This window comes from Bifidobacterium sp. LH_558 (genome assembly GCF_056356295.1).
Map to the genome: position 1 here is coordinate 468594 of NZ_JBKETZ010000002.1, position 22204 is coordinate 490797.

General features: G+C 63.7%; 13 protein-coding genes and 1 tRNA gene. 2 read left to right on the forward strand and 12 right to left on the reverse strand.

The window, feature by feature from the left end:
* Nucleotides 1-38: 38 nt before the first annotated feature.
* From AC1AV0_RS04660 to AC1AV0_RS04670, 3 genes are read right to left on the reverse strand one after another with little or no spacing between them, the layout of a single operon-like run.
* A complete protein-coding gene (locus tag AC1AV0_RS04660) occupies nucleotides 39-4043 on the reverse strand; it encodes a lipid II flippase MurJ (RefSeq protein WP_476571555.1) in 4005 nt (1334 codons plus the stop codon).
* A complete protein-coding gene (locus AC1AV0_RS04665; RefSeq protein ID WP_476571650.1) occupies nucleotides 4040-6301 on the reverse strand; it encodes a DUF6049 family protein in 2262 nt (753 codons plus the stop codon). The genes AC1AV0_RS04660 and AC1AV0_RS04665 overlap by 4 nt, the downstream gene beginning before the upstream one ends.
* 17 nt (nucleotides 6302-6318) lie before the next feature.
* Nucleotides 6319-7047, reverse strand: a complete 729-nt coding sequence (locus AC1AV0_RS04670) for an NUDIX hydrolase (RefSeq protein ID WP_476571557.1) — start codon at nucleotides 7045-7047, stop codon at nucleotides 6319-6321.
* 85 nt (nucleotides 7048-7132) lie between these two features.
* Between AC1AV0_RS04670 and AC1AV0_RS04675 the strand changes: the two genes are divergently transcribed.
* The gene (locus tag AC1AV0_RS04675) at nucleotides 7133-8551 is read left to right on the forward strand and encodes a CCA tRNA nucleotidyltransferase (protein ID WP_476571559.1); all 1419 of its coding nucleotides are present in this window, start codon (nucleotides 7133-7135) and stop codon (nucleotides 8549-8551) included.
* A gap of 210 nt (nucleotides 8552-8761) precedes the next feature.
* Here AC1AV0_RS04675 and AC1AV0_RS04680 read toward each other — a convergent pair whose 3' ends face one another.
* The 9 genes from AC1AV0_RS04680 to AC1AV0_RS04720 all read right to left on the reverse strand — a co-directional run bounded on the left by AC1AV0_RS04680 (nucleotide 8762) and on the right by AC1AV0_RS04720 (nucleotide 18664).
* A complete protein-coding gene (locus AC1AV0_RS04680; protein ID WP_476571561.1) occupies nucleotides 8762-9385 on the reverse strand; it encodes a LytR C-terminal domain-containing protein in 624 nt (207 codons plus the stop codon).
* A 42-nt stretch (nucleotides 9386-9427) separates the two neighbouring features.
* Nucleotides 9428-10336, reverse strand: a complete 909-nt coding sequence (locus AC1AV0_RS04685; protein ID WP_476571563.1) for a 4-(cytidine 5'-diphospho)-2-C-methyl-D-erythritol kinase — start codon at nucleotides 10334-10336, stop codon at nucleotides 9428-9430.
* Nucleotides 10333-11259, reverse strand: a complete 927-nt coding sequence (rsmA, locus tag AC1AV0_RS04690) for a 16S rRNA (adenine(1518)-N(6)/adenine(1519)-N(6))-dimethyltransferase RsmA (protein ID WP_476571565.1) — start codon at nucleotides 11257-11259, stop codon at nucleotides 10333-10335. Before rsmA ends, AC1AV0_RS04685 begins: the two co-directional genes overlap by 4 nt.
* A 59-nt stretch (nucleotides 11260-11318) precedes the next feature.
* Nucleotides 11319-12854 (reverse strand): aggregation-promoting factor C-terminal-like domain-containing protein, encoded by a 1536-nt coding sequence (locus AC1AV0_RS04695; protein ID WP_476571567.1) that lies wholly within the window; start codon nucleotides 12852-12854, stop codon nucleotides 11319-11321.
* A 307-nt stretch (nucleotides 12855-13161) separates the two neighbouring features.
* Nucleotides 13162-13235, reverse strand: a tRNA-Thr gene (locus tag AC1AV0_RS04700).
* A gap of 173 nt (nucleotides 13236-13408) precedes the next feature.
* Nucleotides 13409-14383: a DsbA family protein gene (locus AC1AV0_RS04705; protein WP_476571569.1), complete on the reverse strand. Its 975-nt coding sequence runs from the start codon at nucleotides 14381-14383 to the stop codon at nucleotides 13409-13411.
* 133 nt (nucleotides 14384-14516) lie between these two features.
* Nucleotides 14517-16559 (reverse strand): serine/threonine-protein kinase, encoded by a 2043-nt coding sequence (locus tag AC1AV0_RS04710; protein WP_476571571.1) that lies wholly within the window; start codon nucleotides 16557-16559, stop codon nucleotides 14517-14519.
* Nucleotides 16560-16613: 54 nt separating this feature from the next.
* Nucleotides 16614-17951 carry a GHKL domain-containing protein gene (locus AC1AV0_RS04715; protein WP_476571573.1) on the reverse strand — a complete coding sequence of 446 codons (1338 nt, stop codon included), beginning with the start codon at nucleotides 17949-17951 and terminating at the stop codon, nucleotides 16614-16616.
* Nucleotides 17948-18664, reverse strand: a complete 717-nt coding sequence (locus AC1AV0_RS04720; RefSeq protein ID WP_476571575.1) for a LytR/AlgR family response regulator transcription factor — start codon at nucleotides 18662-18664, stop codon at nucleotides 17948-17950. The genes AC1AV0_RS04715 and AC1AV0_RS04720 overlap by 4 nt, the downstream gene beginning before the upstream one ends.
* A 305-nt stretch (nucleotides 18665-18969) precedes the next feature.
* Here AC1AV0_RS04720 and AC1AV0_RS04725 point away from each other — a divergent pair, with 305 nt between their 5' ends.
* Entirely contained in the window at nucleotides 18970-21864 is a 2895-nt protein-coding gene (locus tag AC1AV0_RS04725; RefSeq protein ID WP_476571577.1) for a glycoside hydrolase family 3 N-terminal domain-containing protein, read from the forward strand.
* Nucleotides 21865-22204 lie beyond the last annotated feature (340 nt).

The following is a 22204-nucleotide window of genomic DNA, read 5'->3' on the forward strand; positions in this document are numbered from 1 at the left end:
AAGGCGGGCTCCACTGTCAGCTGACCAAGTGGGGGAGACTAGAAGATCTCCACGCGCTCGATATAGAGCTGGTTGTTCGGTAGGCTATCGATAGGCACCCACAGCAGCAGATCCTGCGTGTTCACCACCTTGGTGAATTTCACTTCGGTGGTGCCGCCCTCCGCGAAGGTGAAATCAGCCACCTGTTCGCCCTGGGTGGGGTCGGAGGCGCTGTTGGCGATGATGTATCCGCGACCTCCAGAGGAACGAATGGTGATCGTCATACGGTAGGTGTCCTGCGGCTGATCAAGGCGCATATGGAAGGCATAGCCCTGTTGTCCGGCGGGATAGGTCAGGAATTCCTGACTGACGATGGTGAAGGCCGTATTGTTCTCGTGACGCGGTTGTGGCACGGCACTCACCTCACGGTCGGCGGTGATCGGCGCGGTCGTGGACCCACCGTCGGCGTCGGCATCGCCATCCGTGTTTCCGTTCGACGTCTGGTCGTTCGAATCGTCCGAATCGCCTGAATTGTCCGTTCCGTCCTCGCCTTGCGTGCTGCTGTCGTCGTTGTCGCCGTCGCTCGTGCTGCTGCTATTGCCGAAGGGAACCTTCTCAAGATCCATTTCCGGCCAGTTGGATTCGCTGTTCGACGCATCATCCACGATACCCTCGGTATTCGGCTTGGGCTGCAAGGCATATACTGCCCAGAACGCCGCGGCGACGATAAGCAGCGCTCCTACAATCACCACCACTAATTTGGTGGTGAGACGGCCGAACAGACGCTCGTCGGCAAGCGGTTCATCGTCCGATATGTCCTCCTGCTGGGCCGGCTGCTGAGAAGGGGTGAAACTCGGGGGTGTTGGGGTGGCAATCGTTGCCTGGCTGCGACGCTGCTCTTCCTCCAATTCCAGCTGTGCCGTGGACATCGGCACCAACGGCTTGGGCTGGCCGTCTTCGCCGATCACCGGAATACGGCTGGTGGATTCCATAGCCGAAGGGGGAGTGATCAATGCGGTGTCATCCATCGAGCCGACGGCGATGGGCACGGTCAAATGCGCGCCATCCGTGACCGTGGCCGGCGAAGCGCCCTCGCCGAACGCGGGATACCAGTCGTCGGAAGCGTCGGTATTGCCGAGGTTGAAATCCCAAGATCCGAAATTATGGTTCTGGGCGAACACTCCCGGCTTGGCCAGAACATCGGGCCTGGAATCGACGGAATCCTCCGCACCAAGAGAAGTTGACGGAGTGTCAATCGAAAGATCGGGCATATGCTCCGTGCTGATCATGGAATCCGGCAGTTCGCGAACGGTCTGCGCATCGACAGGCACCAGCGGCACCTGCTGGATGGAGCATCCGCCGTCGCTCAGCGGCAGCACGATATCCTGCTCATCCAACTCATGCAACGCCGTCCAGTCGCCCAGCAGCGCATCCAATTCAGCGAAGGACTCCATCGCCAACTCGCTGGAGTCGGCGTCCTGCAATCCCAAGCCGCGACGCACGATCAGGCGGAACTCACCGGGAACATCCTCCGGAAGATTCCGCGCCATCTCAGCGGTGCACTGGTCGCTGGGCGTGCGCGTGAGCAGCGCCACCAGCAGGGCGGCGAGCTGGCGGATGGCCGAGGCGCTGGTTTTCGCGGCATTCGGCGAATCTGCCTCGTCGGAGGCTACCGCCGCGGAAGAATCAGTGATCATCGGCGCGAGCGAGGCGTCGGCCAGTTGGATGCCCGAGGCGGTGAGGCGCACCGTATCGGTGGTCAAACGCACCACAGGCACATCGGCGTCGATCAGCGGACGCGCCGCCTGCATCGCCTCGCCCATAATGGCGCGGATGGCGGCGTTGCTGAGCGGCTGATGATCCAGCTTCATGTATTCGCTGAGCGAGATGCCTTCGTCCATTTTGGTGACGATCAACGAGGTTTCATCGTTCTGATGCAGCTGCAGCACCTGCGTATACTCGCGTCGCTGCATCACGGCCATGGTCGAGGCGATGGTGTTGACGGCCTGCAGCGAGGCGCCGTCGGTGATGATGAACAGCTGGCAATCCTGAGCCAGCATACGGTCATTGGCCCGCCAAGCCTGCACACCGGGCTCGTCGCGCAACAGCGACACCAAGGTGTATCGGCTGATGATGGTATCTCCCAGCTGGGGTTTCATAATGCTTCTCGACTCCATTACCTGATGATCTGCCGGCTCTTGCGGCATCGCTGGTGTTATTTTAGCCGTGGGACTAGCCGTTTGAGGCGGAAAATCGCCGGAAAATGACTCTTGAGGGGTATTGCTGCCGTCTCCGCCACCCTCGCCTTCGTCACTGACGGAGATAGCGGCGGCAATGGGGGAGTTATCATCGGTTTCGGAAGCGCCGGATGCGGCGTCAGCGGAAGTGGCATCGCCTTCGTCCGCCGGGCGACGGCCCAGCCTGCGCGCCACCATATCGACGATGCCCAGCAGCTCTTCCGAGCGCGTCAGCCACAGCACGCCCACATAGGCCACGGTGATGACGATGGTAAGCAGCACGCACAGGCCCACGGCCTGAATCCAGCTCAAAGTGCCGTCGTCCGCGCCCAGATGGATGCCCAGCAGCGATTGCGCGGGGCCGTCGAGCAGCCTCCCAGCCGTGATCGCGACCGCGGCGGCGAGTATCGCCTTACCATAGGTTCTGGCGATGCGCTTGCCGTCCAAGGTTCCCTCGAAGCGTCTGCGCAGACGGACCACCAACAACGGGAATGCCGACAGATAGCCGATCACCGCCGAAAGGGCATAACACCACACCCATCGGGTGGGGTCGACGAAGGTGATGGTAAGCAGGATGACCGCCAGCTGAATGGCGGAATACAGCACCTGGAACAGAAAGGGCGAACGGCCGTCTTCAAAGGCATAGAAAGTGCGTTGGATGATGATGAACGCGCTGGTGACGGGCAGCATGAACCCCAACGTCATCAATGGCGAGGCGATCAGCAGCGCCTCCTTGACGCTGATGGAAGGCAGCAGCACCATGGTGATCGATGCGGGCATCACCGCGAAGGCCGTGGTGAAGAACAGCATCAGCACGCCTACGTTGCGCAGCGAATAGCTCAGATCGATCCGCGCCGAATCCAGACGCCGTTCGGCGATCGCCGCCGAGATCTTCGGAAACACGGCCGTGCTCACCGAAACGGCGATCAGCGAATAGGGCAGGATATAGATGGTGAAGGCGTTCTGGTAGGTGGCGTTGCCGGCCACGTCGTACAGCGAGATGCCGGTGGCCTCATGCGCGGCAGCCGGCGCGCTCGACATGATGCGCGTGTTCACCATCGTGGTGATCTGGTCGACGATCACGATGGCGAAACTCCAGGCAGCCACAGGTCCCATCGCGCGCAGGCCGATGCCGTGGATGCCCCAACTTGGGCGGTAGCGGATGCCGGCGCGACGCAGGGGCAGGAACAGAATCAGCGCCTGGAAAGCCACACCAAGGGTCCACACGCCCGCGGTCATCGTCACTTTGTCGGCGGTCCAGAAGTCCAGCGGCTGCTCGTTGGCTTTGCCGAACAGCAGGATGAAGGCGGTGAAGCCGGCGCAGCTGATCACATTCGCGCCCACCGAACTCCACGCGTAGGTGGCGAAGTGGTTTTTCGCGGCCAGAATCTGCCCCAGCACCGTGTACAGGCCGTAGAAGAAGATCTGTGGCATGCACCAGAGGGTGAACGCCGTGGTCAGCGCCAGCATATCCTCGCCGCCGCTGACGTACAGTCTGGTCAGCAGTGGGGTCGCGGCCGCCATCAGCAGGGTGATGCCCAGCAGCAGGGTGATGGCCAGCGTGATGAGCTTGTTCAGCCGGTCCTCGGCATCGCGCTCCTTCAGGGTGCGCACGATTTGCGGCACCAGCACGGCGTTGAAGATGCCGCCGGAAATCAGTGTGAACACCGCCTGCGGAATCATGGTGCCGGCCTGGTAGGCGTTGGCGGCGAGACCGGTGGTGCCTATGGCCGCCGCCAGCAGAATCGTGCGGATCTGGCCGGTCACGCGCGAGGCCGCGGTGCCGCTGGCCATAATCAACGAATTACGTCCGACGGAAGAACTCATACGTTCGTATCCTTCTTGCGATGGAATTGGCGCCACAGACCGAGCGCGCCCAGCAGCACGGCGAAACCGATGATCACGAATCCGCTCATATCGCTGATGCGCAGCACGCTGGTGATGGGCGTGTTCTGGGTGGCGCCGAAGGCGTTGCCGTCCCGGTCCTGCAAGGCGATGGTCGCGGTGGCGGAACCGGAGGTGGAGACGCGGATGGTGAAGGTGACCTGCTCCTCGCCCTTCGCGGGCACGGTGACGTCCGCGAGACGCGAGGTGACGATCTGCATGGAATCGGTCAGAGACGAGACGCGCACGCGTACGGCGTACGGCAGCGTGTTGCTGACGGTCACCGGCATCTGCGCGGATTCGCTCACCACGGTCACCGATTCGGATGGCGTGATGGTCACCGCGCCGAGCAGTGAGCTCGACAGCAATCGCAGTCCTTCGGTCATCTGCGTGCGTGCGGCGCTGCCGTCCGTGGAGCCCAACGCATGCAAGGCCATGACGTCGTGCGCGTTCAGCAGCATGTCGATCCATTCGTCGGCACTGGCCGATTCTCCGGCTCGCGTGCCGGTGCTGTTGCCGCCGGCCTCGCTGGACTGTGCCTCCGCGTCATCAAGAATGGCCTTGGACAGGCGTGTGATGTCGCCGCGCGTCGCGCTCAACGTCGCCAGCGTGCCCTCCAGCGCGTCGGTGGCGCTCTGCTCGCCGTTGGAGACTTGGCTCATATCCAACTCGTCGTACGCTTCGGCCGCGGCCATCGTGCCCAAATCAGTCAAGGAAAGCCAGGAGGCCTGCTCCAAGGCGCTCATCAACTGGTTGATCCACTCGGCGTCGGCGTCGGCGTCCAGCGTGACCAGCAGATTGCGCGAGGTGTAGGGCTGCTCCATCTGATAGAACGCGCTCTGCGCCATGAAGCGCGCGAGCAGGCCCGCATCGGTGGTTTCCGCGGCGGCCGCCTCGCTTAAGGCCTGCCCTTTGGCCAATTCGCCCAGTTCGCGCTGTTCGCTGAGCACGGTCACGTCGCCCGCGTCGGTGTGCACCACATAGGTGCCGGTGTGCACGGTGTCGGTTTCGTCTTGGTCGAAGGACGCGGCGGCGATCACCGTGCCGTATCCCTGCTGCGCCGCCTGGTTCAGCGCCTGCGCGCTCCAGTCGCGTTCGCCCTGCCAGGCGTAGGCGGTGGCCGACGCGTTCTCATCGCCCAACGCCTCACGATAGAGGTTCTGCGCCGCGTCCGCGTTCCACTGATCGGTGGAGACGCCCGCCTGCGTATAGGCGTCGGCGTTGCTGTAGGCGGCATAGTCGGTGATGTCGAAGGTGGCCGGCTGGGTGATGCCCGCGACTCTCGGCGGCATCTGCACCGCGTTGAGATACGAGGGATCGGCGACGATCTGCAGCATCGGATGGTTGGCGAAGGCCTGCTCGCGGGCCTTGACGTCCTTGCTGTCGTCATCGCCGAGCGTCACCGTCGCCTGTGCAGCCGCGTCCCGCGCGGCGGATGCCGTGGTCTCGTCGTCGGTGCTGTTGCTTCGGCCACTGCTGGCACCGCCGATATCGCCGGAGACCAGATCGTCGATCGCCTCGTCATCAGCCTGCCATTGGTCGCTGGTCAGCGGCATGGCCACAGTCAGCCCCATGGCAGGCGTTTGCTGCATGGACAGTCCGTCCGATGAACGGGTCAGGAAGGTGTGGAGGAATTCGCCCGGCCCGTCCTGCGGTTGATAGGCGATGCGCAGCGGCTTGGGACCCCATGTGGCGAGTGCGGCGAGTGCGGCCTGCGCGCTGTCCACGTCGAGACTCACGGTGGTGGATTCGCCGGCCGCGAGGGCGGGAACCTGAACCGTACCCAACTCGTTGGGGGTGGGGATGTTCGCCTGTCCGTCGGCCCAATCCTGAATATCCGTGCGCGAAACGAAGGTATACGAGGCGTTGGTGGCGACGCTTAAGGTGCCTGACGGCAGATCCTGGCCCGAGCGGTTGGTGACGGTGGCGACGAGATGGTAGCCGGAAGTCGCGCTGACCACGGCGGTGGATTGGTCGATGGCGATGGCGTTGGCGCTGGCGTCGGAATCGGCATCGGCGTCGGCATCGGCTTGGGTGGCCTCGATTTGGGTGGAATCGGCCTGTGTGGCGTCACTCTCATCGCCAAAAGCAGTCGAAGGAGCACCAAGCGTGCCGAGGGCCAGCGCCAACGCGCATGCGAAGGCGCATGCCGCGGCGCCCAGCCGGTGGAATCGTGATGCTCTGCGGTCGCGTCCATGCATGGGGAAAGCGGGTAGGGTCACTCGTCAGCCTGCCTGTTCATCTTGCGTGCGTACAGCCACGCGATGCGGCGCTCGTTGGGGTAGCTCAGCACGTCGTCCAGATCCTTGAAATCCACCCAGATTGCGTCCTCGGCCTCATGGTCCGGATCGCCTTCGACGGTGAGTTCGCCGCCGACGCGTTTGAGCGCGAAGTGGTGCACGAGTTTGTGCACGCGCTGCGTGGTGCCGGTGAACCAGTAGTCGATGGTGGCGATGGAGTCGATCACCTCGCCGAGGATTCCCGTCTCCTCGTACACTTCGCGCACGGCGGTCTGCTGGGGCGTCTCGCCCTTTTCGATATGGCCCTTCGGCAGGCACCATTCGAGATGGCCGCTGCGTGAATGCCGTGCGATGATCGCCACGCGGCCCTGCTCGTCGAAGACAAGCCCGCCGGCGGAGTATTCGCGTACCACCGGCAGTTCCTGCGCGTCCAGCGAGGCGAAGGTGGTGGGGCCGTCCGAGAATCGGCGGCGCGGCATCATCTTCGGTGTGGGGCCGGATGGCGCGGGCGTGTCGGATGAGGCCGCCGCGTCGCCTTCCACGGGCCGCTTCCCGCCGGAAGGCTTGGCCTCGCGCACGGTGATGGAGGCGGTGAACGCCGCTCCCTCAACGGATTGCGAGGTGTATAGTAGGCGATTTTGGGTAGAGTCGTCCGCGGCATCGGCGGCATGTGCGAGCATGCGGGCGAGGTCGGCGGGCGTAATCATGCTACCCACCTTACTCAACTGTGTGTGCAGGTGGGGTAACGGTATGCTGGTAGGGCAGAAAAAAGACAGCCAGGAAGGGTGCCAATTGGATTTCGAAGTATGGCCCGAAGCCATCGAACTTGGTCGACTGTTCGCCGAACAGGGATATGAGCTGGCGTTGGTCGGCGGGCCCGTGCGTGATGTGCTGCTGCGCCGCCCCAGCCATGATCTGGACTTCTGCACTTCGGCCAAACCTGAGGAATTCGAGCCGATTCTGCGCCGTTGGGGCCATGACGGCTTTTGGGATATGGGACGTAAATTCGGCACGTTGGGCGCTATGCGCCGGCGCGCCGACGGCACCGAAGTGCAGGTGGAGGTCACCACCTACCGATCCGACACCTACGATCCCGACTCGCGCAAACCCGAGGTTAATTACGGCGACACGCTCGAAGGCGATCTGTCGCGTCGCGACTTCACCGTCAACGCGATGGCGTTGCGCGTGCCTGAGTTGGAATTCATCGACCCCTTTGGGGGCGCCGGCGATCTGGCCAAGGGCGTGTTGCGCACGCCGGTTGACCCCGAACAGTCCTTCGCCGACGATCCGCTGCGCATGATGCGCGCCGTGCGTTTCGTCGCCCAGCTGGGTTTCACCATCGCTCCGGACACCGCCGAGGCGATCTGCCGCATGAACGAGCGTATCGAAATCGTCTCCGCCGAACGTGTGCGCGACGAACTGGTCAAACTCCTGCTCTCCGAACGCCCGCGCGCCGGCCTTGAGGCGCTGGTGGAATCCGGTCTGGCCGATCGCGTGTTCCCGGAGATTCCGGCTCTGCAGCTGGAGATCGACGAGAAGCATCGCCATAAGGATGTCTTCGACCATACGATGGTCGTGCTGGAGCGCGCCATCGCGCTCGAAACCGACGCGGACGGCCCCGTGCCCGGGCCTGATCTGACGCTGCGTCTGGCCGCGATCATGCACGATATCGGCAAGCCGCGTACCCGGCGTTTCGAGCCCGGCGGCAAGGTGAGCTTCCACCATCACGACGCGGTGGGCGCCAAAATGACCCGCAAGCGGCTTAAGGCCCTGCGATTTGACCACCATATGGTCGAGGATGTGAGCGAGCTGGTGAATCTGCATCTGCGCTTCCACGGCTATGTGGACGAGCCGTGGAGCGATTCGGCCGTGCGCCGCTACGTCAAGGACGCGGGTCATCTCTACGAGCGGCTGAACCGCCTGACGCGCGCCGACGCGACCACGCAGAACCGTCGCAAGGCGGCGGTGTTCTCGCACGCGATGGACGAGATGGAGGAGCGCGTGCGCGTGCTCAAGGAGCAGGAGGATTTCGACGCGATCCGCCCCGATGTGGACGGCAACGAAATCATGGAACTGCTCGGCTTGGAACCCGGCCCCATGGTCGGTCGCGCCTACAAGCATATGCTCGAATACCGTTTGGATAACGGCCCGGTCGACCATGACGTCGCCGTCGCCGAACTCAAATCCTGGTACGCCTCGGTGAGCGCGTAACCATACCCCGTCGGAATGTGCCGTGAAACACAGCGAATCAGGCTGTTTCACGGCACATTCCGACGGGGGTGAGGTGGTGGACGATTCCTTTTTCGTCATCCTGAGCGAAGGCGAAGCCGGAGTCGAAGGATCTCCCCAACCTTCGGCGTTGCGGATTACGGGATCCTTCGACTCCGGCCTAACGGCCTTCGCTCAGGATGACGGTTCCGCTCAGATGGCGGTGTGCTCGGTGTCTTCGGGCAGATCCGTCATGGAATCGGCGGCCACGCAGCCTTCGATGCTGGTGATCTCGGCACCGGCCTGCGGCACTTCGTCCGTATCCTGCAGATCGCTGAAGGTGGCGCCGATCACCACGTCGACGAGCTTGTCTTCGCGGGCGGTCATCACCATAGTCGCGTCGGTGAAGTTCGCGGCCAGCGTGTACGCCTCGTTGATGGCGCTTTTGCCGAAATAGATGGTGGTGCGCGTCACCGAGGTGCTCGAATAGTTGTCCACCACCTGGATGGTGAAGTTGCGGTTGGCCAGCGCGTTGCCGACGGCGCTGCCCAGTCCCAGATGGCCGGTGCCGTTGCGCACGCGCACGGTCACCTGTCCGTTGGCCACGTAGGTGGCCGGGGCGCCGTCCTCGCCGTCCACCGCGCAGGGTGCGGTGTTGCCGTAATTCGGCTGGACCACGGGCGATTCCTTCAATCCAAGTCCGAACACATGGAAGAAGAACATCAGCGCGATCACCAGAATCACGGCCAATGCCGCGCCACTGACGGTGAATACGAGTCGTTGGCGCTGCCGCACATACTCCTTGCGCGCCTGACGTTCATCATGCTGCGTCGTCATATTCGCTTCCTTTGCATCCCGCTGTTGCTTGTAACCTTAGCGTCACTGGGTGACGCTGACCGCCGGGGCGGCCGGGGCGGTGGCGACGATGATGCGGTCGACCAGCCCTTCGCGTTTCCACACGTCGGTGATGGCCCGCACAGCCCGATTATCAGGGGCGAAGGCGACCACCGAAGGGCCAGATCCCGAGAGGAAGGCATGCGAGGCGCCCGCGTCGGCGGCAGCATCGATGGCCTTGCCGCTGCGCGGATGCAGGCTGATGGCCGCGCGCTGCAGGTGGTTGCGCGCCTCCGGATCCGTGCCCAGATGGTCGAACGCGGCGTACACCTCCGGCGTGCTCAATTGCGCCTGATACGCGCCGACCAGCACATGACCGCGGAAGCCTTGGGCTTCCAATTCGCGCGCCTGCTCACCATCGGGAGCGAGGATTTCCAGTTGCTCGCCGAATCCTGTGCCACGCGCATATCCCCCAAAGAGGCAGAAAGGCATATCCGCACCCAGCGTGGCGGCGATTTCACTCAAGCGTTCCAGCGGCCAATCCAATTCCCACAAACGGTTCACGGCGAGCAGCGTGGCGGCCGCGTCGGCCGAACCACCGCCCAATCCCGCGCCCACGGGAATGCGTTTGGTGATGGTCAGCCCCACATCGGGGTCGCGCCCCGCGGCTTCGGCGATGGCGAACAGCGCCAGCACGGCGTGGTTGCGGCGCATATCGCTGCCCGATGAGGCCAGATCGCCCAAGTGCGCGCCCTCGATGGACAGCGAGAAGCCGGTGCCGGGCGCTTTGGCGGTGGCGGTGACGGTATCGCACACGCTGATGGCGCAATAGATGGTGTCGAGCTCGTGGCGGCCGCCCCATTCGGCCCGAGGCGCGCCGACATGCAGGGTGAGATTGGTTTTCGCCGGGCAGTCCACACGGACCGTGCGGCCGATGATATCCTCGTCGATCATTGCGCCGCCTCCTGTGCCGCGGCCGCCAGTGCGGCGAATTCGGTGACGGTGAGCGTTTCGCCACGGCGGGTCGGATCGATGCCGGCCGCCTCGAAGGCCTCGCCCGGCACCTCGTGTTTCAGCGCGGCATGCAGGGTTTTGCGCCGCTGGCCGAAAGCCGCGTCGATCAGGCGGAACACACGCCCACGCATCTCATCGTCGCCGTCCAGTCCCAGCGCGGCCGCGTCGGCCGGCGTGTGCCGCGTAAAGCGCACCAGGGCGGAATCCACATTCGGCGCGGGCCAGAACACGTTGCGGCCGATGATGCCGGCGCGTTCCGCATGCCCGTACCAGGCGAGTTTGACGCTGGGGGTGCCGTAGATTTTATTGCCGGGCGCGGCGGCCAGACGGTCGGCCACCTCCTTCTGCACCATCACCAGGAAGGAGTCGAGGTTGGCGAAACGCTCCAGCAGGGTGAGCACAATCGGCGTGGCCACGTTGTACGGCAGATTCGCCACCAGCGTGAACGGTCGGTCGCCGGCGAAGTCGGGAAGGTTCTCGGGCGTGACGGTGAGCGCGTCGCGGTTGACCACGGTGAGCCGCCCGGCCGCCTCGGGCATGAATTCGGCGATGGTGCTGGGCAGGCGTTCGGCCACCGGCGGGTCGATCTCCACGGCGGTCATCGTCGCGCCGGTCTCCAGAATCGCCAGCGTCAGCGAACCCAGTCCGGGGCCGACCTCCATCACATGGTCATCGGCCGTGACGCCGGCCTCGCGCACGATGCGGCGCACCGTGCCGGGGTCGATCACGAAGTTCTGTCCGAACTTCTTGGTGGGGCTGATGCCCGCGTCGGCGGCGATGCGTCGGATGTCGGCCGCGCCGAGCAGATGGCCAGCAACCTGCGGCTCTGCGGCCGCGGCGTCATCGAGGTGAGAATCGTTCATGGTCATGCCTTGCGTTTCGGGGGAGGAGCGACGTGCTGTTTCGTTGTGTGGGGCGCGGTCTAATACCAGCCGACCGCTTCGGAATGGGCCCACGCCTGCGAGGGGCTTCCATACCGTTGGGCGATGTACGCCAGACCCCAGTCGATCTGTACGGCGGCGTCGTCGCGCCAGTTCGCGCCGAACGTGGCCATTTTATCGCCGGGAAGCGATTGGGGGATGCCGTAAGCGCCGGAATAGGGGTTTTCCGCGTACCACAGCCAACTGGATTCGCGCATCCACAGGTTGTACAGGCAGGTCCATTCGTAACCGGTCCAGCCGCGCTGAGCCGCCGCGCCCGCCGCATAGGTCTGCGCCTGCGCCGGGGTCGGATGCCACAGTCGGCCTTGCGAGGAGGAATCGCCGCCCGATGAGGATCCGTCTGACGACGAACCTCCTGAATTGCCGCCTGATGTGCCGCCCGACGTGCTGCCGTCCGATGAGGATCCGCCAGACGAACCGCCCGAATTACCGCCGGACGAGGATCCGCCCGATGAGCCGGAGTCTGTGCCGGAGGAGTCTCCATCTGACGACCCGGAGTCACCGCCGGTAGATCCGGAGCCTGCATCACTGCCGCCGCTGGTATCGCCGCCGCTGGTATCGCTTCCGCTTCCGCCAGTGTCGCCACTGCCGGTGTCGGACCCGTCCGGCGTGGTGTTCGAGCCGGAATCCGCCTGCCCGTTGCTGGTATCGGTGGAATCGTAGGTGGTCTGCGGGCCGACGGCGATGATCTGGTCGACGGCCATACGCGTGACGGTTTCCGACTTCAGGGTTTCCGATTCGGCCACGCCGTCCACATAAGTCACGTCGTAGACCTGCTGTTTCTCGCCGTTTTGGCCCTGCTGGCGGATTTCGCTCTGCCCGGAGGCGAGATTGGAGTCGATGATGGTCTGCGTGTCGAAGGGGATCTCCACCGTGCGCGTCTCCTCGCCATGGGTGACGCGCTGCACGCGCAGAATCGTCTCGCCGTCGTTCTTTTCGACGCTGACGCGGTCCTCCTTGTTCAGCGTGATGCCTTTGGAGTCCAGAATCGAGGCGGCGGGCAGTTTGCCGTTGGGCGCCTCGGAGCTCGTGCCGTCCGCGATGACGGTGACGGGGCCGGATTCGTTGATCACCAGACCGCCGGTGAGCTGGTTGTAGACGTTGTCGATATTCACCGTCACTTTGGCGGCGTTGGCGTTGTTCTCCTCGAAGAAGCCGAGCAATTGGTCAGCGCTGGTGGCCACGGTCCAGAATGGCACCTCGACGCCGTCGATGGTGATGGTGGTCTGGTAGGCGCTGCGCACGGTGACGACCGCGTGATTGGCGAGCGTTTCGCCGGATGAGGTCTCCACCAGATCATGGGTTTTCACATCGACGCCCTGCTCCTCGAGCAGGCGTGCGGTGGTGGTCGCGTAGGTGATGACCGTGGTCGTCTCGCCGTTGACGTTCAACGCCACCGCCTTGCGTGCGGTGATGCCGAACACGGTTCCCGACGACAACACCACGGCGGCCACGCACGCCATCACGCGCGCCCGTCGCAGTCGCACAAACCGTTGCGGGGTCCATCGCCGTGCCATAGTCCTCATTTCCGTTCGCGATTGGTACGGCTTACATCGTAATGGCCGGGGCTGTCCGCCGCCTGATAATCGCCCAGCGTCCCCAATGTGCCCACAACCGGGGGCTCGCGCAGGCAAAGAAAAAGGGGGCGGGAGAGAAGGGGATATTCCGCCCCCTGTGTGGGCAAGGACTGGTTGGGGGGATGCCTTGCCCTATCCAGGAAGCCATACAATTTGGGGGGAAGGCTCCTGGACCACTTACCCAAGGTGAGAATCTCACGCAGAATTTCCACGTATCTCTCATGATACGCCGTTTTCCCGCGCGACGAGCCTCTTGTCGGGATCGAACCGACGACCTGCCGCTTACAAGGCGGCCGCTCTGGCCATCTGAGCTAAAGAGGCGGCTGTCCCGACGATATGACTCGCCCGAACAAATGACTAGCATACCAGCAGATGGCGCGCGGTCAATTCCGTTGCGCCGTGGTGTTGGCGTATCGACGTGCGCCTGCGGCTACCGGTACCCATTTTCGGTAGAAACCGTGGGTTGCGTTCGAAAATGGTGCCGTGGGTGAAAATCACTCGGTGGTGACGGAGATGGGCTCGCCGTCCGCTCCGATGGACGGCAGTTCGCCGGCCACGCCGACCTGGTCGGCGTCAAGTCCGATCGACTTGAGGAAGCCGTCGACGACGGTCATATCGGCCAGCGACAGGTCTCGCAGCGACCAGTAGGTGCCGTTGATCGTCAGCGTGGGCGAGGAGAACGAACCGGAGGAGGAGAACAGCTCCTCGCGGCGGATCGTGTAGGAATCGGCGGCCTTCAGCCACTCCTGGTATTCGTATTCGCCATCGAAGGCCGCGTCGGCCACCTCGCTGCTCACGCCGGCGGCGATGGCCTGCTCTTTGAGCTGCTCGTCGCTGACGGAGGTGTAGTCGTCCAACTCGCCGGGCTGGAAGTCCTCGGCGTAGATGTTGGCCAGGTATCCCAGCAGATGCTCGGGATCGTCGTCATGCTCGGCGATGTACACGGCCCCGTTGAACGCGCGGGTGGAGTACACGTCGGTGCTCTTGGAATCCTGGAAGGTCATGAAATGCAGGTCGAGGTTGATCTGCCCGGCGTTCATCATTTCGATTAGAGTCGGATCGAGCTGGCGGTTCACGCTGGCGCAGCCGGGGCACAGCGGCTCCATGTAGATCGACAGGGTCGGCACGCCGTCGACCTTGGTGCCGTAGCCGTTCTGGGAGATGAGGAATCCGCCCTGGTCGTCGGCTTTCGCGGGCTTGTCGCTCACCTGCTGCAGCGCGTCATACGCCTCCTCGACCGTCACGCTGGAGGTCTGCGCTTCGGTGTCGCTGGAGTGGGTGGCGCGCCAGACCGCGAATCCGGCGACGCCCACCAGCACGATGATGATGGCGACCACGATCAATCCGATGATGGTCTGCTGCTTGCGTTCCTTCGCCGCCTGCTCGGCGCGGGCCTGTTCGGCGGCCTCCTCGGCCGCACGACGTTCGGCGCGGGTGGCGCGCTTCGTCTGACGCTTCTGATCTGCCATGACATTCCTCCCGTACGTCTGTTCGCCCCCATGATAACGGCAGAGGCCGTATTACGCCTCGGCCGAACGCGCCCGCTGCGTGAATATGGTATGGAAATCGTGTGAATCCCAGAGGTTGGGCAGGGCTGGCGCTTTACAGCAGGGCTGAGGGCGGATTGATCGCGGTGCCCGTCATGGCCTCGGCCGGCAGCCTTCCGCCACGCAAGGCGCCGGCACCGAGCCGCACCATTTTGGAGCGTGGGCCGAACACGGTCAGCAGCCATCCCACCGCCGTGGCGCAGGCCAATGTCAGGCCGGTGTATGACAGCGGGGTGTCGGTAAGGATCGGCAGCGGAATCACCCAGTCGCCTACAAACAGGTCGACCATGGCATAAGGCAGATTCAGCGCCCACGCGCCCACGGCGGTCAGCGCCACCGCAACTAACGCCATCGCCAGCACGTGCGGTATGGCGGCCAGCAATCCTTTGAGCAGATGCCAAGGTATGGCGGCCACGCGCAGCATCGTATCGGTACCTTTGCGCGTGCCCCCGCGTTTGGATTCGCGCTCCAACTGGGCGGCGGTGTTGTAGCCGGCGGTGAGCAGCAGCCATAGCAGCGCCGCGGCCGCGATCAGGGCCACCTGGGGTAGTGGCGCGGCCAGGGCGGCCAGCGGCAAGGTGAGTATGAACAGCGGCAGAACGCCCCGCTTGAGCAGCAACGCGCGCTTCACGTCGGCGGGATTGAATGTCGGGGCGAGGGCGATCGCCTCGGTGGGCACCGACTGCGCGGCCTGGTCGATCACACGCTGCAAGGCCGGGCGGACCGTTGGGTCCACCGCCGTGGCCGCAGGGTCGGCCGGATTCCAGGATTGCTGCCCCGGCGTCGGCATTGAGGCAGCGGCGAGCGGAACCGCCGTCGGCAGCACGGAGGTCGCGCTGGACTGCTCGAGTGGGGTCGTCGGCCGCGGCATCGCCTCCGTTCCTTCGAATTGCTCCGTCGGCAGGTCCTCGAGGAACTGCGGAACCGTGGCCGTCGGCAGTGTGGAGTTGGACAGTGCGGCTGTGGTCGCATCGCCCGCGGCTGCCGCTGCCGTCGGGGCCGTCACACCCATCGCCTCGGTGCGGATGATGTCGGCGTCATCCAAGCCGCGCCACAGCACGCGCGGATTGGCGGTGTTCTGCTCAGGCTTGGCAGACTCGGCTGATACGGCTGATACGGCCGACGCAACGGGCGCGCCAGACATGGCTAGCGCCGTCGCCGGAGCGGAGGCCTCAAAAGGGCGCACCACCTCCGTGGCACCGTCCGCGCGGTCGTCTCCACTCAGCGGACGCAGCGCGTCCACGGCGATGGCGTGCAGCAACTGGTCCGGGGAGCATCGCCGCGCGCGGTCCGGTGCGAGGGCCGAACGGAACGCGGCCATCGTATTCGCCGGCAGACCGGTGAGATTCGGATTGCCGGAGGCGGCGCGCTCCAGCACCGCCATCATCGGCTTGGTGCCGAACACGGGAGCGCCGGTGGCGGCGAACGCCAATACCGAGGCCACCGACCACCAATCGGTCTGCTCGTCGGATTCAGCGCCGTCGATGATTTCCGGGGCGATGAATCCCGGTGTGCCCATCACCAGTCCGGTACGGGTCACATGGCTTTCGCCGGCCCCCATGGCGATGCCGAAATCCACCAGCACCGGCCCTGAGGCGCTCACCATCACATTCGTGGGTTTGATGTCGCGATGCACCAGTCCGGCGGCATGCACGGCCTTGACCGCCTCGATCAGCTTGCGCGCCAAGCGTTCCAAATCATCGCCGGTGTAGCGGCCGTTGACGGCCACGTCGTCTTTAAGATTGCGTCCGTCGATGAGTTCGGTGACGATGAACGCCAGCGAATCATCCAATTCCATATCGACGATGCCGCACACGCCGGGGTGTGACACCTTGCGCAGCGCCATGGCCTCGCGCCGCAGCCGTTCACGCGCGGTGACATGCTCTTTGAGATTCGGGTCCTGCGCGGCCGTCGCTTGGCTCTCGTCGTCGGACAGCGAGTCGCGCAGGATCTTCATCGCATACGATGCCCCGCCGCCGTCGACGACGCGCCACACCGATCCCATGGCGCCCGCCCCCAAACGGGACACCAACGTGTAGCCGCCGACCAGATCGCCCGGTTGCAGATTCAACGCGCTCACATCACTCATGCCCTCCATTGTCGCACCGACTCCCCGACGGCGGCGCGAACCCGGATCGACCGGCGCGTGGAATCAACTGGTTTTGTTGAGCGGCAGCGGAATCAGCACCCGCAGTTCGAACCAATGGTCCTGCGGGTCGATGGTCAGCTCGCCGCCGTAGGAGCGCGCGATATGGCGGATGGATTTGACTCCGAATCCGTGGGAGGATTTGTCGCGTTTCGTGGTGGCAAGATTGCCGGTGGCGTCGTGCTTCAGCATCGCGTCGTAATAGTTCTCCACACGCACCACCACGAATTGGCCCTGTTTGAACAGCGCGAGCTTGATGATGCGCCGCTCGGGGTCCACCACCCGGCTGGTCGCCTCGATGGCGTTGTCGAGCGCGTTGCCGAACAGCGTGGCGATATCCATGGAATCCATGCCGGCGAGCAGCTTGCCGTCGGCCACCGCGGTGAAGGTGATGCCGCGGTCGGCGCAGGTGCGCGTTTTCGTGGTCAGGATCACGTCGAGCACCGGATTGCCGGAATGCTGCTGGGCGCTGTATTCGTTCACCGCGGCTTCCAATCGCTCGAATTGCGCGGAGGCCTGCTGCGGGTCGAGTTCGGCGCGCAGGGCGACGATCTGGTGCTTGAGGTCGTGCGCCAGCCGCCCCATCGCCTCGATATTCTCCTTGGATTGCAGATATTCCGCATGCTGGCTTTGCAGACTCGCGTTGATGGAGGCGAGGTCCAGCGAGGCGCGCGTCTGCCGGATCTGCTCCTGCTGCGCGTACAGAATGGCGAATCCGCACAGATCCACCAATGTGCGAATGTAGAACACCTCCTGGCCCACAGTGCCGGAGAAGGGGGTGTTGGTGGAGACGAAGCTGAGGTTGCTCATCGCGAAGGTGATGATGGTGATGATGATGGTGATGAGCGCCTCACGCATGGTGGGAGTGATCGGTTCGCCACCGCTGAAGTTGTGACGCTCCGCCAGCCAAGCGGCGGTGAAGCACAGGCCGTAGATCAGCGCCAGAATCCCCAGGGATACCAAGGTGTAGCGCGGAGCGTTGATTGGGCGTAGGAACGAGTCGATCTGCCAGTGCAGCGAGGCGATCATCTCCGCCAGCACGAAGGCGCGCGCGGTCAAAAACAGCGTGGTGCGTTTGCCCGTGCCCGTCGCGCCCAACACGATCAGCCACATGGAACCGAAGGCGAGCAGCATGCCGAGAATCCAGAAGGTGATTGGCAGCGTGCCGGCGAAATACTGCAATATGACCAGCAGGGCCAGTCCGGCCACACTCGCGCCCACGGTGCGTGGAATCGGCACCGTACGCGGCACGACCAGCACATACACCATGCAGGCCAGCCATTCGCTGATGGCCGTGTATGTGCGCGGGATGTCCGGCAGGGCGTTCATGATCTCGACGATCATCGGCCGGTTCCCACATGGTCGGTTAACGCGGCGAGGAAGTCCTTTTTACGCGGGCGGCTGATGCGCAGCGCCTCGCCGTTCGACATCACGCAATCGGAATCCTGCACGGCGGTCACATGGTCGAGATTCACCAGATAGCAGGAGTTCGAGCGGAAGAAACTGTGCCCCTCCAGCTGCTCCTCGAGTTTTTTGAGGCTTGAGGTGATGGAGAGTTTGCCGTTGAGCGTGTGGATCACGATGGTGTGGCGGATCGACTCGAAGTAGACGATATCGGCCAGCACCAGCCGCAGTGACGAACTGCCGGTATCCACCAGCATGGATTCGTCGGTGTTGCGCCTGACCTGCGCGATGGAACGCGCCAGCTCCTGCTGGAATCCAAACCAAGGCACGGGCTTCAGCAGGAAGCTCAGCGCGCCCACCTCGTAGCCGTTGATGGCGTACTGAGCGGCTGAGGTGATGAACACGATCACCACGGAATCGTCCCGTTTGCGGATTTCTCGGGCGGCGTCGATGCCGTCCATCTGCTTCATCTGGATGTCCATGAGCAGAATGTCGTACATGGGCACGTAATTCTCGACGATTTTCGAGCCGTCATCGAATACGGTGACGGTGAACTGCTCCCCGGATTCCTCCTGATAGCGGTTGAGATAATCCAGCAGGCGTTGGCAATGGGTGGGGTCATCTTCGACCACACCGACTCGTATCGCGCGCATAGCATTCCTTTCTACCTCCACTAAGCCTAGGCCATGGCCTGCCGACACGCGGTATAGAGGTGCGATATGGGCGTATATCACAACCCAGCTGAGATGTACGAGTTATGGCACGAACGGTCATTTTGATGACAGATTATGCATCGTAACCGACAGGTTGGGCGTGTCCTTTGCGAGCCGGAGGGGGAATTTGTTTGAATCGTTAGCAAGGCATGAGGATGTGTCGTCATTGCGGACTTCCACAAGAACAGCGAGGATGCATGTTCCTTTTGCCCCAGCAATGCAATGAGAAATGGAGGAGACATACCATGCTTTCTATCAACATGGCTGATGTCATGAACGTCATCGGATCGCTGACGCCGTACCTGATCGCCATTGGCGTGTTCCTGGTGCTCGGCATCATCGTGACGTTCGCTGTGAACAAGAAGACCGTGCAGAACGTTGGCGTTCGCAAGCTGGTCCATTCCGAGTCCTGGCTCGTGGTGCTGGTGGCCGTGGTGGCCTCGGTGTCCATGATGCTCACCGGCCCGCTGGCCACGCTGCTGAACAACGCCACCGTCACCAAGTATATGCTTTCGGACGATACCGTCGCCGCGGCCAACGAACTCGCCAAGGACGTCGAGGCCGAGGCCATCACGATGCTGAAGAACGAGAACGGCACCCTGCCGCTGGCCGACAAGAACGTCAACGTGTTCGGTTGGGGCTCCACCCAGCCGGTCTACGGCGGCACCGGCTCCGGCTCCATGTCGGACCAGTACGAGACCACCTCGATCCTGCAGGGTCTGGACGAGGCCGGCTTCACGGTGAACGAGGACCTGGTCAACCTGTACACCGAGTACCGCGCCGACCGCCCGGTCGTGGGCATGTTCGCCCAGGATTGGACGCTGCCTGAGGTTCCGGCCGCCCAGTACTCCGATTCGCTGATCGAGGAGGCCAAGTCCTTCTCCGACGAGGCCGTCGTCGTCATCACCCGCGTGGGCGGCGAAGGCGCCGACCTGCCGACCGACATGACCGCCGAAGGCATCACCTACACCAACAACTCCGAGGATTACGCCGACTTCGAGGCTGGCGAGCACTTCCTGCAGCTGAGCCAGACCGAGCAGGACATGATCGATCTGGTCACCTCGAACTTCGAGAACGTGACCCTGGTCTACAACGGCGCGAACACCTTCCAGCTGGGCTTCCTGGATGACTATCCGCAGATCACCTCCGTGCTGTGGGTGCCGCCGGCAGGCCAGACCGGTTTCTCCGCCCTGGGCGAGGTGCTCGCCGGTACCATCAACCCCTCCGGCAAGACCTCCGACACCTTCGTGAAGGATCTCACCCAGCAGGTCACCTACAACAACTCCGGCAACTTCGCCTACGACAACGTTGACGACCTGGCCGTCTCCTACAACGGCTTCACCGGTGCCGTCACCGTGACCCCGAACTTCGTGAACTACACCGAAGGCATCTACGTGGGCTACAAGTTCTACGAGACCGCCGACGACGAGGGTGCGATCAACTACGACGAGATGATCGCCTTCCCGTTCGGTTACGGTCTGTCCTACACCACGTTCACCCAGGAGATGGGCGACGTGACCTACTCGGACGGCACCGTCTCCTTCGATGTGACCGTGACCAACACGGGCGATGTGGCCGGTAAGGAAGTCGTCGAGGCGTACTACAACCCGCCGTACACCAATGGCGGCATCGAGAAGTCCAGCGTGAATCTGGTGGACTTCGAGAAGACCGATCTGCTCGAGCCGGGCGAGTCCCAGACCGTGACGATCGAGTTCGATGACGACGACATGGCCTCCTACGACTACGAGGACGCCGAGGCGTACGTGCTCGAGGCGGGCGACTATGTGGTGTCCATCAATTCGGATTCCCACACGGTGATCGACGAGCAGACCATCAACGTGGCCGAGACCATCACCTACGACACCGAGGACAACACGCACGACGGCGACGCCGTGGTGGCGACCAACCAGTTCGACGACGTGAACGGCGATCTGACCTACCTGTCTCGTGCCGACGGTTTCGCGAATTACGCCGAGGCGACCGCCGCCCCGACCAACTACAGCATGACCGACGAGCAGAAGGCTTCCTTCACCAACAACGACATCTACGATCCGGCCGACTATAACGACGACTCGGATGAGATGCCGACCACCGGTGCCGACAACGGCGTGCGTCTGGCCGACCTGTATGGCAAGGATTATGACGATCCGCTGTGGGACGAGCTGCTCGACCAGCTGACCTTCGACGATATGGACAACATCATCGCCAACGGCGGCTACGGCACCCCGGCCATCTCCTCCATCGGCAAGATCCAGATGACCGACGCCGACGGTCCGGCCTCGCTGAACAACAACTTCACCGGCGTGGGCTCCATCGGCTTCCCGGCCTCCACCGCGTTCGCCTGCACCTGGAACCGCGATCTGGCCCGCCAGTTCGGCGACATGATTGGCCAGATGGCGCACGACATGCATGTGGCCGGCTGGTATGCCCCCGCGATGAACATCCACCGCAACGCCTTCTCGGGCCGTACCTTCGAGTACTTCTCCGAGGACGCCCTGCTCTCCGGCGTGATGGCCTCCGAGCAGACCGCCGGCGCTCAGGAACAGGGCGTGTACGTGTTCATGAAGCACTACGCGCTCAACGACCAGGAGACCAACCGCAACAACATGCTGTGCACCTGGGCCAACGAGCAGGCGATCCGTGAGATCTACCTCAAGCCCTTCGAGATGAGCGTGAAGGACGGCGGCGCCACTGCCGTCATGAGCTCCTTCAACTACATCGGCACCACCTACGCTGGCGCTTCCTCCGCCCTGCAGCAGACCGTGCTGCGTGACGAGTGGGGCTTCCGTGGCTTCGTGCTCACCGATTACTTCGGTGGATACGGCTACCAGAACGCCGACCAGCTGATCCGCAACGGCAACGACTCGATGCTGGCCACCACCTCCATCACCAACCATGTGACCGACACCTCGGCCACCTCGGTCCAGGCGATGCGCACCGCGGCCCACAACATCCTGTACACCACCGCCAACAGCTGGCAGTACGCGGATGGCGAGCCCGAGGTCGCGACCCCGATCTGGCGCACGGCCATGTACGTCGCCTGGGGCGTCACCGCGGTCCTGTTCCTCGGCCTGAGCGCCCTCGCGATTAAGAAGTTCCTCGATCGCAAGAAGGCTGCCACCGCCGAGATCCAGGCCTAAGCCTGAATTCCCGGCCCTAGCGGTCGGGAATCCAACCCAGTAGCCATACGGGCGGCATCCGGAACCATCCGGGTGCCGCCCGTTTTCGTTGCTATTCCATGCCTTCCGTCATTCCGAGCGCGCCCTCCGTCATTCCGGGCGTAGTCGAGGGATCTCCAGCCTTCCGTCATCATCTTCGCTCCGCCTAGGTCGGCCCTGACGGGCCGGCTGTATTCCATGACATGGCTTGCGCCATGTCATGCGGAGCCTGTCATTCCGAGCGCCCCTTCGTCATTCCGAGCGAAGCCCGTAGGGCGCAGTCGAGGAATCTCCGGACGGTCATTCCGGGCGAAGCCCGCAG

Bases quoted from the DNA above. Each gene is read 5' to 3' on its own strand.
- AC1AV0_RS04710 (WP_476571571.1), bottom strand. From the start codon at position 16,559: ATGGAGGGCATGAGTGATGTGAGCGCGTTGAATCTGCAACCGGGCGAT.
- AC1AV0_RS04665 (WP_476571650.1), bottom strand. From the start codon at position 6,301: ATGCATGGACGCGACCGCAGAGCATCACGATTCCACCGGCTGGGCGCC.
- AC1AV0_RS04720 (WP_476571575.1), bottom strand. From the start codon at position 18,664: ATGCGCGCGATACGAGTCGGTGTGGTCGAAGATGACCCCACCCATTGC.
- AC1AV0_RS04660 (WP_476571555.1), bottom strand. From the start codon at position 4,043: ATGAGTTCTTCCGTCGGACGTAATTCGTTGATTATGGCCAGCGGCACC.
- AC1AV0_RS04715 (WP_476571573.1), bottom strand. From the start codon at position 17,951: ATGATCGTCGAGATCATGAACGCCCTGCCGGACATCCCGCGCACATAC.
- AC1AV0_RS04680 (WP_476571561.1), bottom strand. From the start codon at position 9,385: ATGACGACGCAGCATGATGAACGTCAGGCGCGCAAGGAGTATGTGCGG.
- AC1AV0_RS04685 (WP_476571563.1), bottom strand. From the start codon at position 10,336: ATGATCGACGAGGATATCATCGGCCGCACGGTCCGTGTGGACTGCCCG.
- AC1AV0_RS04705 (WP_476571569.1), bottom strand. From the start codon at position 14,383: ATGGCAGATCAGAAGCGTCAGACGAAGCGCGCCACCCGCGCCGAACGT.
- AC1AV0_RS04670 (WP_476571557.1), bottom strand. From the start codon at position 7,047: ATGATTACGCCCGCCGACCTCGCCCGCATGCTCGCACATGCCGCCGAT.
- rsmA (WP_476571565.1), bottom strand. From the start codon at position 11,259: ATGAACGATTCTCACCTCGATGACGCCGCGGCCGCAGAGCCGCAGGTT.
- AC1AV0_RS04725 (WP_476571577.1), top strand. From the start codon at position 18,970: ATGCTTTCTATCAACATGGCTGATGTCATGAACGTCATCGGATCGCTG.
- AC1AV0_RS04695 (WP_476571567.1), bottom strand. From the start codon at position 12,854: ATGGCACGGCGATGGACCCCGCAACGGTTTGTGCGACTGCGACGGGCG.